The organism is Paraburkholderia sacchari (assembly GCF_000785435.2).
In the GTDB taxonomy this organism is placed as follows: domain Bacteria; phylum Pseudomonadota; class Gammaproteobacteria; order Burkholderiales; family Burkholderiaceae; genus Paraburkholderia; species Paraburkholderia sacchari.
Genome location: NZ_JTDB02000002.1, coordinates 938,655 through 954,537 on the forward strand (window position 1 = coordinate 938,655; position 15,883 = coordinate 954,537).

The 15,883-nt window shown below is 58.2% G+C and carries 9 protein-coding genes; 6 read left to right on the plus strand and 3 right to left on the minus strand.

All coding sequences use genetic code 11. From position 1 onward, the window contains the following. Positions 1-187: 187 nt before the first annotated feature. Positions 188-991 (minus strand): hypothetical protein, encoded by an 804-nt coding sequence (locus tag NH14_RS10915; RefSeq protein WP_152617142.1) that lies wholly within the window; start codon positions 989-991, stop codon positions 188-190. A gap of 822 nt (positions 992-1,813) precedes the next feature. Here NH14_RS10915 and NH14_RS10920 point away from each other — a divergent pair. The 6 genes from NH14_RS10920 (at position 1,814) to NH14_RS10945 (ending at position 13,535) form a co-directional block, all read left to right on the plus strand. After that, a complete protein-coding gene (locus NH14_RS10920; RefSeq protein ID WP_161790843.1) occupies positions 1,814-2,755 on the plus strand; it encodes a class I SAM-dependent methyltransferase in 942 nt (313 codons plus the stop codon). 726 nt (positions 2,756-3,481) lie between these two features. Continuing rightward, entirely contained in the window at positions 3,482-7,819 is a 4,338-nt protein-coding gene (locus NH14_RS10925) for a glycosyltransferase (protein ID WP_084225412.1), read from the plus strand. Positions 7,820-8,803: 984 nt separating this feature from the next. Further along, positions 8,804-9,646 carry a glycosyltransferase family 2 protein gene (locus NH14_RS10930; RefSeq protein WP_035526502.1) on the plus strand — a complete coding sequence of 281 codons (843 nt, stop codon included), beginning with the start codon at positions 8,804-8,806 and terminating at the stop codon, positions 9,644-9,646. Continuing rightward, positions 9,643-10,599 carry an NAD-dependent epimerase/dehydratase family protein gene (locus NH14_RS10935; RefSeq protein WP_035526500.1) on the plus strand — a complete coding sequence of 319 codons (957 nt, stop codon included), beginning with the start codon at positions 9,643-9,645 and terminating at the stop codon, positions 10,597-10,599. Before NH14_RS10930 ends, NH14_RS10935 begins: the two co-directional genes overlap by 4 nt. A 62-nt stretch (positions 10,600-10,661) precedes the next feature. Then, positions 10,662-11,639, plus strand: coding sequence for an MraY family glycosyltransferase (locus NH14_RS10940; RefSeq protein ID WP_237179616.1), 978 nt, complete (start codon positions 10,662-10,664; stop codon positions 11,637-11,639). 12 nt (positions 11,640-11,651) lie between these two features. Continuing rightward, positions 11,652-13,535, plus strand: coding sequence for a polysaccharide biosynthesis protein (locus NH14_RS10945; RefSeq protein ID WP_035526497.1), 1,884 nt, complete (start codon positions 11,652-11,654; stop codon positions 13,533-13,535). A gap of 70 nt (positions 13,536-13,605) precedes the next feature. Here NH14_RS10945 and galE read toward each other — a convergent pair whose 3' ends face one another. Next, positions 13,606-14,637, minus strand: a complete 1,032-nt coding sequence (galE, locus tag NH14_RS10950) for a UDP-glucose 4-epimerase GalE (protein WP_035526494.1) — start codon at positions 14,635-14,637, stop codon at positions 13,606-13,608. Positions 14,638-14,665: 28 nt separating this feature from the next. Next, the gene (locus NH14_RS10955; protein WP_035526491.1) at positions 14,666-15,784 is read right to left on the minus strand and encodes a glycosyltransferase family 4 protein; all 1,119 of its coding nucleotides are present in this window, start codon (positions 15,782-15,784) and stop codon (positions 14,666-14,668) included. Positions 15,785-15,883: the final 99 nt, after the last annotated feature.

The following is a 15,883-nucleotide window of genomic DNA, read 5'->3' on the forward strand; positions in this document are numbered from 1 at the left end:
ACTACTGAGCGCTTACAATAAATCGTGGCGCTCATGGCGGAACTGGAATCTGCCTTTTTTTGTCTGCCAAGGACTTAACGGGTAATGCTGGCAAAAAGCTGACATAAGACAAAGTGCCGCTTGAAGTCTGGTCGAGCAGCACCGAGTCAGAATTGTGTTGCACTCCCCGTGGCCCAGCAATGACTCGCTAGCCAGAAAATTTGTTACTACTCAAACGCCAGATCGTTTGAGTAGTTTCGTGACGGACACGTTCTTCGATCTGAAGACCGCACGAGTGGAACAATGATTCGAGCTCAGCTTCGGCGTAGTGATTAACCCACGCGTGTCCGGTCCGCTCGCTCATATTTGATAGGCGGTCCAAAGGATTATACGACAAGACTGCCACTCGATAGACACACGCAATTCGTCGGAGAACGGAAGGAACATCGAACAGATACTCAAGCAGCCCAAGCCCTACAACGCATTCGGCTCCAAGATCAGGCAACTCGTCTTTGTTCAAATCAATAACTACGGTCCGTACATCGCGCCTGACAACATCTAAGGGAATGTAGAGAATATTTCGGGACAGGTATTTCTCTAACGTCATCATTCCGCAACCCACATCGGCCACCGACGATACGGCGCCAAGCATGCTCGCAGCTTGCTGCGCTCGGGTCTCCCACCCCTCTGTCCTTTCTGAGGCAAGCGCTTCCCAGCGCGAAATTAATGTCTGACGCGAATCTATCGCAGTGCTGACAATTCTTTCGCGATCCTTAACATTGAGGTCGTAAAAATTAGGCGCACCGTCACTCTGGCCCCCTTGTGAATATGCGTGGCGGGCGAGAGACTCATCCAACTCAACCTGTGAAGGCGTCACTTCCGCACTGCGTGCCTCGAGATCACGTATGCGTTCGCAGAATTCCGTGTTTTCGCGGTGCAACTCTCGAAGCGTTGTCTTGTGATGAATCGAAGAGGCAAACTTACTAAATGCCTTCTGAAATATTTCTTTCATGACCCATCCACTCCCAAGTTATTATATTTTTTGTAAGAAAAAATGTGAAATATTTGGTAATAGATGAGTATATCTGAGGCAATTGTTGAAGGCGAGTCCTTTTGGTGCCTTGTTAGGTTGCAGTGGTTTGAATTACAAAGTGAAGGCTTTGATCTGCGAAAAGTCCATGAAAGGCCATGTCGGTACGCTTGCACGTATAGAGGGCGCCTACATGCTGTGAATACGATTCTATTCGTCGCACAATTCGCGGCGAACATAGTCGCCACTAGAATTAGTTTCTTCTATACAGTTATCGCGCGCGTAAACGGAACCGATTGCTGGGGTGGCCGCAAGGAACCAAACTCAAATATGACCTACCGAAGGGAACATGAAGTGGTGGGGAGCAACGCATCAACGGGACGAAGTCGGATTGGAATGGGAGCGCCCCTGTTTGAGCGACCCGGGAGCTCAAAGCCGCAGGAACGCAGCAAGTGGCATGCGGTATGAGGGCGTATGCGGCCCTGGCGCACGCTCGTAAGGAGCAATGCGCGTGGCTGATTTACAGGCTATTGGCCGCTACGTTGCCGCAGCGGGCGGTGTAATGACTCCACCGATGCAGCCCGTATGATGCGCGATGCGGCCCCTACATCGTTGTGCGCGGTGGCGCAAGGAATCGGTCCGCATGCGTCTCATTTGCTAGGAAGAGTTGCGTGCACCTCGTTTATAGAATTGATGTTGAGAACCTTCTATTCGGAGGGCGGTAGGACGACGATACGAAAAGCCGGCGCAGTAGCGCCCGTTTCCTCGTATTACACCTGCACCTCACAACATTTGGAGACGCAATTGTTCGATGCGGAACCAATTCACGGAAAAGGCTCATTCATCCGTGCCCTTCCACGTTCAGGCCGTGTTCTCGACGTCGGCTGCGGCAATGGTTCACCGGCATTTTTCCGATCGATGCGGCCTGACATTTACTATGTGGGCGTTGATGTAGACGACTGCAATCAGCCGGGTGATCCAAGCGAGCACGCCGACGAGTATGTCGTCTGCCCGCCGAAGGAGTTCGCCGCGACGCTGGAGAGCTATGCCGGGCAGATGGACGCGGTCGTGAGCACCCACAATCTCGAGCACTGCGATGAACCCGAGCGCGTGATTGACGCCATGGTTAGCGCGCTTCGGCCCGGAGGCCGTCTCTACCTCGCGTTCCCTTGTGAAGAGAGCGTCCACTTCCCCAAGCGAGCCGGATGCCTGAACTTCTTCGACGATCGCACACACCAGCGCGTACCCTCTTGGCGCAGCACGCTCGAAGCGTTATCAGCGCGCGGATGTGAATTTGAATTCAAGGCTAAACGCTACCGGCCGTGCCCGCTCTGGATTCGCGGGTTGCTTTTCGAGCCGGTGAGCATGCTTCGTAGGCAGGTTATACCCGGCGCGACTTGGGCGCTCTATGGCTTCGAGTCCGTGATCTGGGTGCGTAAGCCTGCATTGCCAGTCGTACTAGGAAACTGGGGGCCGCAGGAAGCGCGTGTTGGCGAAGGGGTGAACATTCAGCCGAGCGGCGAATCAGCGATTTGGATTCAGGCACAGAACGTCACCGGCTTCGGCGAAACTTGGGTCGAGTTCGGTGAGTATCGAGCGGTCGCGCCGGCTATGGTGTATCCCGACGTCATCACCACATCTGTTCCAAACATCATTCTTGATAATGCGGGCGACTACCAGGTGAGTATCGTCGAGTCGTCTGGGCGCCGAACGGCAGTTGGGACACTCGTCGTCACCGATCGGTAAGGCGCGACCTCAACGTCAAGATCGTAAGCGAGTCTAGCGTCTTGCAACTACCCACTTCTCTGCCACGAAACCTGGTAACTTGGCGTACGTCACGATTGGCGCGAGAGAGAGGGCGGGGAAGCGGCCGGCGGAAGAGCGTGCTCGGTTCGGGAGGGAGATCGAGGCAAGCGAATTTCTGGATGCGAGATTGTGCAAGCGTTTTGGCACGGTGCAGGAACCATTGTGCTCGGTGGATTCAACCGGTCGATCAACGATTTGGTTAAATCGCTCAGCCGGTCTATGCCGCAAGCGCCGCCCGATGCGGTGTTCATATCAACCCAAATGGAATTGCTTGAGCGCGTAGTCCTGGACTTGCCACTTACCGCGCCGGCGCCACCAGATCTTGCCTCCGCGCGAAACGCGCTGAGGAAATCTATGCGATCGCCAGCGAGACGCGTCCAGCGTGAATCCACCCAAGGCCAAGCGGCCCACGAGGACGCAAACTAGGTCAGCAAGTTCGCGCCCGTACCTTGCATAGAACTGCGCGTCACTGAACTCGAGTGCTTTCCGGCCTCCTATGCGTGATTTCAAACTCGCTTTTCACTGACCATGTCCGTGCCCGCCAGGGAATCTTACCGCTGAAACAATTTGTTGCATATAATCTCACTCGCACGCGGATTCAGGCACGAAGAGGGCGGGTTCCATCGCTGGCTTCCCCTTCAATCTTTTAATTTGGCAAGATTTAGAATGGCAAAGAACGTCGAATATTGGCTTCGGGGAAAGTCAGTTCAGAATTTTGGAGACTTCCTGTCTGAATTGTTCATGGATAAGCTGTTTTACGATACAAGGCTGGATGCTTGCCAGATCAGGTTGATTGGAAGTTGCATTGACGACGGCCTGCTTGGAGCCCCCGCCCCCGGGGCGCAAAAAGAGGGCATAGCATCGAAAACGGTCTTTTGGGGATGCGGACTTCGCCATGAGAGCAGCCTCAGCGAACGATGCTTCGAAAGCGCCGAGATCCTTGCTGTACGAGGACCGCTAACGCGTTCAGCGCTACGCCTTGGCGCATCCACTCCAATCGGCGATCCAGGACTGCTTCTTCCCGCATTAATTCACCCATCGGACCTTCGTCAGGGCGAACGTCAATCCATCCTTGTGCCACACTTCCTGGACACGCGCAGTGACAATGAACTGCTTCGGATGTCCGGATGCGATGTAGTCGTTCGGCCAAATATCGGCAACGATTTTGAGAGCATCCGCGAATTCGTTGATAGCGTGGCGCACGCTGATTTTGTTTTGTGCGGCGCTTTGCACGGCGCGATTGCCGCAGTTGCATACGGGCGTCCCTTTGCATTTTGGGACAGCGGTGCAATCGACTTGCCTTTCAAGTGGAGAGACTTCGCACAATCCGTTTCGATTCCGTGTGAGTTCATGGCTTCGCTGAAGGATGCCCGCGAGCACTACGCGCAAGCTATCGAGCCCAACCTCACCATTCCGGTGTTATGGCCACTGCTTCTGGTGGCGCCATTCCCGGTGCGCCCGGAGGCCATGATCAAGGTAATTGAGATTGACGTCGGGCGGCACGGGCAGGCGGCCTTTGAAGGTCGCATGCCGCGGAATATCTCTGCGCGCCTACAGGCAATTCGCACGGAACAAGTGGCTCGGTTTGAACAACGCAATATCCAGTTGCAGAATGACCGAGAGTATGCTGAGAGCGAAATCGCTCAGCTTCAAAATGCGCTTGCGGCTGTGCGTGCGGAACTCGTTGCGTCGAGGGAGCAATTGGAGTGCGCGCGTCAGGAAGCGCGAGCAGAGCTGAATGCATGCACGCGTGAATTGGACGGCGCCCGGCAAAAGTTGCAGCAACAGCGCCGCGAGAGCGAAACAATCCAAAGTGAAGTATCGAGGCTCACGAGGTCGCTGGCGGCCCTGAAGAGCGAACTGGCGTCTTCGAATCAAGCGCGAGTCCAGGCAGATGAGCGAGCCGGTGAAGTCGTACGCGATAGGGATATGTGGTGTGCAGAGGCGGCGAACAGCTTGCAGCTGCTGGAGCATGAACGACAACTGTTAGAGCATGAACGACAACGGTTAGCTGTGACCGAAACGGCAAGAATAGATGCGCTACGTGAGGCCAACGACGTCCGTTTCCAGCGCGACACCATACTGCTGAGTACTAGCTGGCGTCTCCTCGCACCGTTTCGTTCGATCGGCGTTCGTCATCCGTCGCTTGCCCGCGTGGTCCGCAAAGCAATCAAGGCGACATGGTGGACCGCCACATTGCAGATTGGATACAGGTATGTGGCTTGGCGCCGTCACCAGACCCTGATTGCACAGGTAGAACACGTTGTCGCCCAAAACCAGGGGGCGCTGGATAACACCTCACCTTCAGATGAAGAGTGTTTCGTTGTGAATGAAGTACCCTCGGCTCATCATAACGAAGACAAGAATACGGAAACTGCAGTACAGGATGCTCACGTGGAGGAACTGGTTCACGAAGTGACACCTGCTGTCGCGACTCGCGACCTTAGAAGTGCGTTTCTTGCATGGCACGGCGAAGCGGCTATTTACTTTCCGCCAGTCGTCGCACCTGAAGTATCGGTGATTATCCCCGCTTATAAGGGGCTTAATGATCTGCTGACCTGTCTTCGATCGTTGGCGGCGCATCGTGACACTGAACCTTCGTTTGAAGTAATTGTGGTTGATGACTGTCCGGACGAGCCCGTTCTCTGGGCTATCCCGTACAGCGGGGGGCTCATTAAACTCGCGAATACGCAGAATCTTGGATTCCTGCTTACCTGTAATCACGGGGCATCGGTAGCACGTGGACGCTACCTTTGTTTCTTGAACAGTGACACGATTGTGTCGCCCGGTTGGCTTAGTTCGCTGATTGAAGCGCTTGAGGACACTCCGCGCGCGGGACTGGCGGGAGGCATGCTACTCAACGCTGACGGGACGATTCAGGATGCCGGCTGGACTATGCTTCAAAATGGATGGGGGCATCCGATAGGACGCAATCGCGACGCGCGTGATGGTGCCTATACGTATCGTCGTACTGTGGACTGTGTGACAGGTGCGTGTTTCGCAATGCCAAGAGGAGTTTTTGATGATCTCTGCGGGCTTGACCCGCACTACATACCCGCATTCTACGAAGAGTTCGATTTCGCTTTCCGTGCACGTGAGCGGGGCCTTCTGACGATTTACGAGCCGCGCAGCAAGGTTGTGCATCTTGGCAGTGCATCGTATGGGGCAGAGCGTCGAGATTATCTATCCGGCGTCAACCATGCCAAGTTTACTGAGCGATTCGGCGCGGTGCTGAAACATCAGCCGCAAACGGCAGACGATGAGTTTATATTGCGCGGCTCACTGGGATGCGGCCCGGTACTTTTGGTTGTGGACGGCGCGATTCCGCAACCTGATCGACATGCTGGAGACGTGACGCTGGCGGCGTATCTCTCACTGCTTGCGACGGCAGGATGGCGCGTCGTATTTGCGCCAATCAATGGCGTTGCTGACGGTCCGTCTGCTGAAGCATTGGAGCGACAGGGGATTGAGTTGATTCGTCAACCGCGCTCGGTCAATGATTGGCTTGCTGAAAACGGGCGTCATGTTCAAGACGTCTACCTGGCTCGTCCGGAGATTGCGCCGGAACTGATTCCGGCGGTGCGCGCGCATACGAATGCACGAATCGCCTACTACACGCATGATTTGCATCATATTCGAATGGCTCGCGAGGCAGAGTTGCGCGGTGATGCTGCGCTGGTGGTTGCCGCGGAGAATATGCGCAATGTCGAATGCAAGATTTTTCATGACGTGGATACGGTCGTTTCGCCTAGTGAGGACGAGGCACACATCATTGAAGACTTCGGAATCAATGCAGCGGTTCGTGTGATTCCGCCGTACTTCTATGAGGCTGAGAATATCAATGCACGTGACGCCAAACACTTCGCCTCGTTGTCCGACGTTGTTTTTGTCGGGGGATTTCCGCATACGCCGAACGTGGATGCGGCGTTGTTTATTGCGAACGAGATCATGCCTCAGGTCTGGCGCGAACGTCCCGACGTCAAACTCGTCTTGGTCGGCTACGCCCCGCCGCCAGAAGTCCTCGCGCTCGCAGGGCCGCGCGTCATAGTAACAGGGCAGGTGCCGAAGATCGAACCGTACTTTGACAGAGCGCGAGTATTGCTCGCTGCACTGCGTTATGGCGCAGGCGTGAAGGGCAAGACTGTAGATGCCCTTCGTTTGGGGGTTCCAGTGGTGACTACGCCGATCGGTGCTGAGGGGATTGGTATCGAACCCGGGCGACACGCAATCGTGGCGGAAACAGCGGATGAATTGGCTGCTGGCGTTTTAGGTTTGCTGGGGGACGCACAGAGGTGTGAAGCGCTTTCCCGAGCAAGTGCAATGTTGATTCAGAATCGTTTCTCACGTGCTGCGGCACGCGAGGCGATCGGGCGCGTGTTCAGTGTCGAGCGGTGCAGCGTGTGCGGTTTCGACGCCGGGATACGAATGGCACGGGCGCTGAGTACGGGTAACGGTGTTGTATGCGGTAGTTGCCAGGCATCAGGTAGCGTTGCAGGGATGGGGCAAGCAGTGCTCGACATGTTCGCTCGCGACGGAGAACGCTCGATAGCTGAATTGGCTCGCCGACGGTCTGATCTTCGGATCCACGAGGTCGGCCAGCCTAGTGCGCTAACCACAATATTACGCGCGCAGCCGTGGTTTTCCACATCGGGAGACATTCCTTCGGTTTTGGCGAATGCCGAAATACGCGATTTGGACGCGTTGATCTATAACAATTCCATTGATCAGGAACCTGAGCCTGTTGAAATCATCAGGCAAGCCGTTTCCATGCTCAAATCGGGTGGCATGGTCGTTTTCTCGGTAACTCAGCCCTCGCGCGTCGTTGAAGCAGCGTGGCGAGAGGGGTTCGAGCTAACCGAATACGAAGTTCCGATTGTTGGAACCTCGCGCCGGCAAGTAGTACTGATGTACGAGGCTGTGCGGGAGGATAATGCGGGCCCGATTTCGGATCGAACTTTCTCTACTATGAGGGAGGGTGCCGATGTGCTGGATACCGAAACTTAAATGATGCAACATCATCCTTGTAGAACCCCGTTTGGCCTAACCCAGTATCGGAAACAGGCCTCGAGTGCCGCCGCACGCGTCGCAAAGTTACGGTCGTGCGTTGCTAGGTGATGGCCCAGTCCGATTTGTCGAGCCGTTTAAGGCACTGATCGCGTAGTCGCCGTCGTTCGGATATCGGACGGCGGCGTATACGCTTGGACTCAACAAGAACACGTTGCCTCGTGTTTTCCAATTGATGGGCTGGCAATTCGTAGGCGGCCAATTGGTTTCTGCACGCGCGTTCAAACCAAGCCGTCGGTTGCGGCTGCGCCGAACGAACGTTAGTCGGCCGAAAGTGGTGCGTCTGAACTGGCCGTGGAGGCGGGCGCTACTGATTGACTGCTATGCACGCGAACGACTCGACCGACGTCCGTCACGCAACGCTAAGGCTAGCGCGGCCGCAACCGCGGTGGGGCGTGGGCTGAGCTGCCGGTTCGGAACGCTCAGGCGGTGACGAAACCGTTCACGCGGAGTAGCGACAACAGGCGGGATCTTCACGGGCCCCGATTACACGCATTTGGTGTACAGCCACGGTTTGCGCCAGACGTTCGTCACTCCGCATACTGCCCGTATTGGAACGATATGGTTGAGTGCGGAATTCTCACGGGAGCGATGTGCGCAGCGCTATCGCTTCGAGACACTGCGGGTATGCCAATTGAGCGCCGACTGGATTCAGTTCTGCGGTTTTCCGCGGCCCAATATGACGCTGGAGATGATAACCCGGCTGCGGCATTCGCTTTAGCAGCTGAACTTGATCTTGTTTCGCCGAGCTATTGCAGTCGAGTAGACACAAAAAAATTTGTGAGATGCTCAACGTTTGTGCACTTTAGGGGCGGTGGCGGTAGCAAAAAGAAAGCGGGTTGTCGAATGTGGATGTTCTCAGCAATACTATAAGTTTCGGCGATTTTTTGCCTTGAAGTGGTTGCGCGCTAGTCGCGTTTTCGAATGACAATGCGAGCGCAAATGAGCGAAGACTTGCAGGAACTTACAGTATCCGTCGTCGTCTATCGACCTGATCCGCGGCTTCTTCTGCGTACGCTTACAAGTTTCGCGGCGGCTGCGGCTGGCCTCAGAAGAACTGCCATGCTGCCGATCCACCTATACCTTATCGATAATGGTGGCCTGCCCGACATCAGCGTGGCGTTCGAGGAACTTGCAAAATCGGGGGTTAGATGGACGGTGCTCAGCGGACATGGCAATGTCGGATATGGCCGCGGCCATAATCTTGCCATTGAGCAAGTTGCCAGCCGCTACCATTTAATTTTGAACCCGGATATTGATGTTGAACCCCACGCGCTGGTTAGAGCGTTGGCGTTCATGGGGGCACATAGAGAGGTGGGTTTGCTTTCTCCCGCCATTGTTGATGACATTGGGCAGCCGCAATATCTGTGCCGGCAATACCCCGCCTTGATCGATTTGTTCGTGCGAGGGTTCATGCCCCCGGCCGTGCGGCGTCTATTCGCTGCACGTTTGGCACGTTACGAAATGCGCGCGCAGATCAACGAGCGCGATACGATCTGGGACCCACCAATCGTGAGTGGCTGTTTCATGTTGTTTCGCACGAGCGTGCTGAAGCAGCTTGCGGGATTTGATCCTCGATATTTCCTCTACTTCGAAGACTATGATCTGAGCCTGCGCGCGCACGTTGTGGCCCGCGTCGTCTATGTCCCTACGGTGCGCGTGCTCCACCACGGCGGAGGCGCTTCGCGCAAGGGGTGGGCGCACATCCGCATGTTCGTGGCGTCAGCCTTCAAGTTCTTCAACCGTTTCGGATGGAAATGGTTTTGAACCGCATTCTGGTCACAGGCGCGAATGGTTTCGTCGGCCGTTCGGTGTGCCGCACGCTGGCCGCCAATGGTCACGACGTAACGGCGCTCGTCCGGCGTGCCGGCACGTCCGCTGGCGATGCGCACGAATGGGTCCATAACGGGGTGGACTTCGCCGGCCTCGCCGAGGCATGGCCACGCGAACTCGTACCCGACTGTGTTGTACACCTCGCCGCACGCGTGCATGTGATGAACGACACGGCTGCTGACCCGCTCGCGGTTTTTCGCGCCACTAACGTAGAAGGCGCGCTGCGGGTGGCGCGCGCCGCCCGCGAACGCGGCGCGCGGCGTATGGTATTCGTGAGCAGCGTGAAAGCAGCGGCCGAATTCGACGGCGGGCTGCCGCTCGCCGAGTCCATGCAGCCAGCCCCTGATGACGCGTATGGCGTCTCGAAGCTGCAAGCGGAGGAAGCACTCTGGCAATATGGCGAGCAGAGCGGCCTTGAAATCGTGATCGTCCGGCCGCCGCTTGTATACGGTCCTGGGGTCGGCGCGAACTTCCTTCAGATGATGAATGCGCTGTGGCGACGCCTGCCGCTACCGCTTGGGGCGGTCGACGCGCGGCGCAGCCTCGTTTACGTCGAAAATCTCGCCGATGCGCTCATGCACTGCGCGACGGACCCGCGTGCGGCGAACGCGCGCTTCTATGTCCGCGATGATCAGGATCTATCGGTGGCTGAACTGCTGCGCGCGCTAGGCCACCATCTGGGCCGTCCAGCGCGGCTCCTGCCGGTTCCGCTATCGCTGTTACGCGCGGCGGGTGCTCTGACGGGGCGCGCCGCGCAAATAGACCGGCTGACTCAAAGCCTGAGAGTTGACGACTCGCGCATTCGCGAGACGCTTGGATGGACGGGCCCCTATACCCTGGACGAAGGACTGGCCGCGACGGCGCGCTGGTATCGCTCCACACATTGAATTAACGGAGAGCGCTGAATCCGATGTTGCAGGCCCCGATTTCGACAACCCAAGGCGCCGCGATGACTGCGGCGATTAGCGCCGTGCTGTGCGCGGCCGTGCTCGGCGTGCTGCTCAAAACCGGTCTCGCGTGGCGCCTCGCCACCGATGTTCCAAACGAGCGTTCGCTTCACGAGCGTCCGACGCCGCGCGTAGGCGGTTGGGGCATTACGCCTGTGGTTGTGCTGGCGATTCTGCTTTTGGCTCCATCGCTGTGGCTGATTGCTGCGGGTGCAGCTTTTCTGGCGGCGGTGTCGCAGATCGACGATCGCCGCGGCCTGCCCGCGCGCGTACGATTTGCCGCGCATTTCGTCGCTGTGCTGGCGCTGATCGTCGTCTATCCGGCCCCAGTGCCCTGGTGGTGCCTCGCAGGCCTGGCATTTTTGATGTTGTGGCTAGTCAATCTCTACAATTTCATGGACGGCTCGGACGGCCTCGCTGGCGGTATGGCGCTATTCGGCTTCGGAGCGTACGCGATTGCCGCGCTGCTCGGGCCGGCGCCGATGCGCGAACTAAGCTGGTCCTGCGCTGCGGTAGCGGGTGCAGCGGGCGGGTTTTTGTTTTTCAATTTTCACCCGGCCAAGATATTTCTTGGCGATGCAGGGTCGATTCCCGCAGGCTTTCTGGCCGGCGCGCTTGGCTACTGGGGCTGGTGTAGCGGCGTTTGGCCGATCTGGTTTCCGGCGCTGGTGTTCTCGCCGTTTATTGGAGACGCGTCCATCACGCTGATCCGGCGGCTCCTGCGCGGAGAAAAATTTTGGCAAGCGCACCGCGAACATTATTATCAACGCATGGTTCGCCTTGGGACCGGTCATGCGACAACGGCACTGACGTGGTATCTGGTCATGTTTGCCGGCATAATACTTGCTATTTGGGCCTTGGCATTACCCGCGGCCATGCAGTGGGGAATCGTTGCAGGTTGGGCTGTCGTTCTTATTCTGATGGGCGCGGCAATTGACATGCGCTGGCGCCGTTTCCAGTCCCTCACCAGACAACCCTGAGGTCGAACGCTGATGCTTCGCAATAAAGCCTCTTGGCTCTCCTTCAGCGCCTTTATCTTCGATATCGGCGCGGTGGCCGCTGCATGGCTGACGGCCTATCTTCTACGCTTCAACGCTTCCGTTCCAACTGAGTTCTGGCACGGTGCCGTCGACAACCTGGTTTGGGTGTTGCCGGTCTACGCTGTCATGTTCCGTATTTTCGGGTTGTATCGTGGCATGTGGGTATTCGCGAGCCTGCCCGATCTGATGCGTATTTCGAAGGCGATCGTCTCGGCCGCGTTCATTGTGATGGTGGCGTCGGTCATGCTACAGCCGTCGCCGATCATTCCGCGTTCGGTGCTGATCGTCTCTCCGTTGCTGTTGTTTTTCGCCATGGGCGGCGCGCGCGCGCTCTATCGCGCGACCAAGGAATTTTATTTGTACGGCGGCCTTGTTGCGCAGGGCAAGCCTGTGATTGTTGTGGGTGCGGGCGGGGCCGGCGCGAGTCTCGCGCGCGAGTTGTCTCGTTCGGCAGAGTGGCGCCTCGTGGGTCTGCTCGACGACGATCCCGCTAAGAAGGGGCGCGAGATTTACGGTTATAAGGTGCTGGGTCCCATTAGTGACATCGAGCATTGGGCCGGAGCGCTGCGTTGCGAGTTTGCCATCATCGCTATTCCTTCCGCTTCCGCCGAGGTGCAGCGTCATGTCGCTTCCCAGTGCCTGCGCGCGGGTGTGAACGCGCTGATGTTGCCGGCTTTGACCGAACTCACTCCTGGTCAGGGCTTTCTTTCGCAGGTCCGTAACATCGATCTCGAAGACCTGCTTGGTCGCGATGCGGTCAATATCGATACGCCTCACGTCGAAGCCCTGTTGAGCGGACGCGTAGTCATGGTGACGGGGGCGGGTGGCTCGATCGGCTCGGAACTCTGTCGCCAGATTCTGCGTTTCGCGCCCGCGCAACTCGTTGCGCTCGATCTATCCGAATACGCAATGTACCGGCTCACGGAGGAAATTCGCGATCGCTTCCCGGAGCTTTCCGTGGTACCCATCATCGGAGATGCGAAGGACTCGCTGCTGCTAGACCAGGTAATGGCGCGCTACACGCCTTACATCGTGTTCCACGCAGCGGCATACAAGCACGTTCCGTTGATGGAAGAGCTCAATGCATGGCAGGCGATTCGCAACAATGTGCTGGGCACGTACCGCGTGGCACGTGCGGCGATCAGGCACCAGGTCCGCCATTTCGTGCTCATTTCGACCGACAAGGCCGTCAACCCGACGAACGTGATGGGCGCGAGCAAGCGCCTGGCCGAGATGGCCTGTCAGGCCATGCAGCAGACGAGCGAGCGTACCCAGTTCGAGACCGTTCGCTTCGGTAACGTGCTGGGCAGTGCGGGCAGCGTGATTCCGAAGTTCCAGCAGCAGATCGCGAAGGGTGGCCCGGTGACGGTTACGCATCCGGAAATCACGCGCTTTTTCATGACGATTCCCGAGGCTTCGCAGCTCGTGCTGCAGGCGTCCAGCATGGGGCACGGCGGCGAGATCTTTATTCTCGATATGGGCAAGCCGGTAAAGATCGTGGATCTCGCGCGCGACCTGATTCGTTTGTATGGCTTTACCGAGGAGCATATCCGTATCGCTTTCACGGGCCTGCGCCCGGGAGAGAAGCTCTACGAGGAATTGCTCGCCGACGATGAAACGACTACGCGCACGCCCCATCCCAAGCTGCGCATCGCTCGCGCACGCGAGGTGCCGGAGAATCTACTCGACGAACTGCTGCCTTGGTTGATGCAGCATCGCGTGCCCACTGACGATGAAGTCAGGCGGGATTTGCGTCGCTGGGTGCCTGAGTATCAGCCGTCGAGCGTGCCGAAGTTACTAAGTGTGAGTAGTTCGGCGGCGCGAGCGACCGGCTGAGTTCGAATGACATAAGGGCGAAGACGATTTGGTCTTCGCTTGTTGGGGCGGCCCTTGTGGCCGCCCCTTTTTACTCAAACCCCCGCGGATTCCCCTCCTGCCAGCGCCAGTGATCGACGCACATGCGCTCGATCCCGAACTGCGCCTTCCAACCGATCAGCTTTTCCGCCGTCGCGGGATTCGCATAGCACTCGGAGATATCGCCCGGCCGGCGCGCGACGATCTCATAGGGAACAGGCCGGCCTGACGCCTTCTCGAACGCCTTCACAACCTCGAGCACGCTATAACCCTGCCCGGTCCCCAGATTCACGACAAAACCTTCGCCGCGTGCAGCAAGCGCATCGAGCGCCTTGAGGTGCCCCTGCGCCAGGTCGACTACGTGAATGTAATCACGCACTCCGGTCCCATCCGGAGTCGGATAATCGCCGCCGAACACACGGAGCTTTTCGAGCTTGCCCACCGCCACCTGCGCGACATAAGGCATGAGGTTATTCGGAATGCCGGCCGGATCCTCGCCGATCAAGCCGCTCTCATGCGCGCCCACCGGGTTGAAATAGCGCAGCACCGCGATGCGCCACGTAGGGTCCGAAATCACAACGTCGCGCAGAATCTGCTCGGCGATCAGCTTCGATTGACCATACGGGTTCGTGGCCGAGAGCGGGAAGGTCTCGTCGATAGGCGAGCGCTCGGGCACGCCGTACACGGTTGCGGACGAGCTGAACACGAACTGCTTGACGTCGTGCTGGCGCATCACGTCGAGCACGACGAGCAGGCCGTCGACATTGTTGCGGTAGTACTCGATGGGTTTAGCGACCGATTCACCCACGGCCTTGAGCGCCGCGAAGTGAATCACGCCTGTGATCTTGTGCGCTTCGAAAATGCGCGTGAGGGCTTGCGCGTCGCGCACGTCCGCTTCGTAGAAGGCGACCGGCTTGCCGGTGATCTGCGTGACGCGCACCAGCGATTCCTGGCGGCTGTTCACGAGATTGTCGACTGCGACTACGTCATAGCCGTCGTTGAGGAGCTCGACGCAGGTGTGCGAGCCAATGTAGCCCGCGCCGCCTGTGACGAGGATCGTGCCTTTGGTGTTCGTCGCTGCCATGTTGCTTTCCCGGGTTTTCTGAATTCGTTCAAAACGTCAATCCGGTCAATTCCCGGATCAGTTCCCGGTAGCGTTGTACCACAACCCGTTCGTCGAATTCTTTCGCAATTTTTTTTCGGCCTCGCTCGGCCATGGCTGTGCGCGCAGATGGGGCCATATCGATCATGCGAGAAAGCGCGCCCGCTAGCGATGCCGCGTCGCGTGCCGCGCAGAGCAGGCCGTTTTCGCCATCCGTCACCACTTCGCGGCAGCCAGGCACGTCGGTCGCCACGATCGGGCGGCCCATCGCGCTCGCTTCCATGAGCGTGCGCGGCACGCCCTCGCGGTACGACGGCAGGACAACGCAGTCCGCATCGGCGATATAAGGGCGCACATCGGCGGTCTCGCCCAGGTACTCGATTACGCCTTCGCGCTCCCATGCAGCCACTTCTTCGCGCGTAATGGCGCTCGGGTTGTCGACGCCTACTGGACCCAGCACGCGAAACCGCGCATGCGGATAACGCGCGCGCAACTGGCGCGCGGCTTCGACATATTCGCCCACCCCTTTGTCCCAGAGCAGCCGGCCGATCAGCACGAACGCAAACGCTTCGCGCTCGGGCAGCGGGGTGAACGCGTACTCGTCCAGATCGACGCCTTCGCCGTGCAGCAGGCGCGCGCGTTCGGGATGCACGAGCAGGTTCTCTTGCTGGAAGGCGGCTTCGTCATCGCGATTCAGGAACCAGACTTCACGCGGGAACCGGAATGCGAAGCGGTAAAGGCGCTTGGCGACCTGCGCCGCGCGGCTCTTCTGGATGAACACGTAACCGAGTCCCGTCGTGACCGCCACCGATGGCACGCGCGCGAGCCACGCCGCAACCGAGCCGTAGATATTCGGCTTGATCGTGTAATGGAACACGACGTCGGGGTTGAGCGCGCGATAGTGCTTGAAGAGGGCGAGCAACGTGCGCAGGTCGTCGAGCGGATTCGTGCCCTTCGAAGCGACAGGCAGATCGACGCAGTTGCAGCCCATCTGCTCAAGCGGCTCGAACGTGCGGTCGCGCGGCGCGATGATCGTGACTTGCGCGCCGGCTGCGTTGAGCGCGCGCAGGAAGCCTTGGCGGTAGGTATAGATCGCCCACGCGGTGTTGCAGACGAGGGCGATGTGCAACGGGAGCCGTTGGGGCGGGGCTTCACGCCGGGCAAGCGCGGATGGAGCAGCGGGGGAATTCACGAAGGCCTGTTCGCTGGTGAGCGTCGATGTGTGGAG

Bases quoted from the DNA above. Each gene is read 5' to 3' on its own strand.
- NH14_RS10940 (WP_237179616.1), top strand. From the start codon at position 10,662: ATGACTGCGGCGATTAGCGCCGTGCTGTGCGCGGCCGTGCTCGGCGTG.
- galE (WP_035526494.1), bottom strand. From the start codon at position 14,637: ATGGCAGCGACGAACACCAAAGGCACGATCCTCGTCACAGGCGGCGCG.
- NH14_RS10915 (WP_152617142.1), bottom strand. From the start codon at position 991: ATGAAAGAAATATTTCAGAAGGCATTTAGTAAGTTTGCCTCTTCGATT.
- NH14_RS10945 (WP_035526497.1), top strand. From the start codon at position 11,652: ATGCTTCGCAATAAAGCCTCTTGGCTCTCCTTCAGCGCCTTTATCTTC.
- NH14_RS10930 (WP_035526502.1), top strand. From the start codon at position 8,804: ATGACAATGCGAGCGCAAATGAGCGAAGACTTGCAGGAACTTACAGTA.
- NH14_RS10925 (WP_084225412.1), top strand. From the start codon at position 3,482: ATGGCAAAGAACGTCGAATATTGGCTTCGGGGAAAGTCAGTTCAGAAT.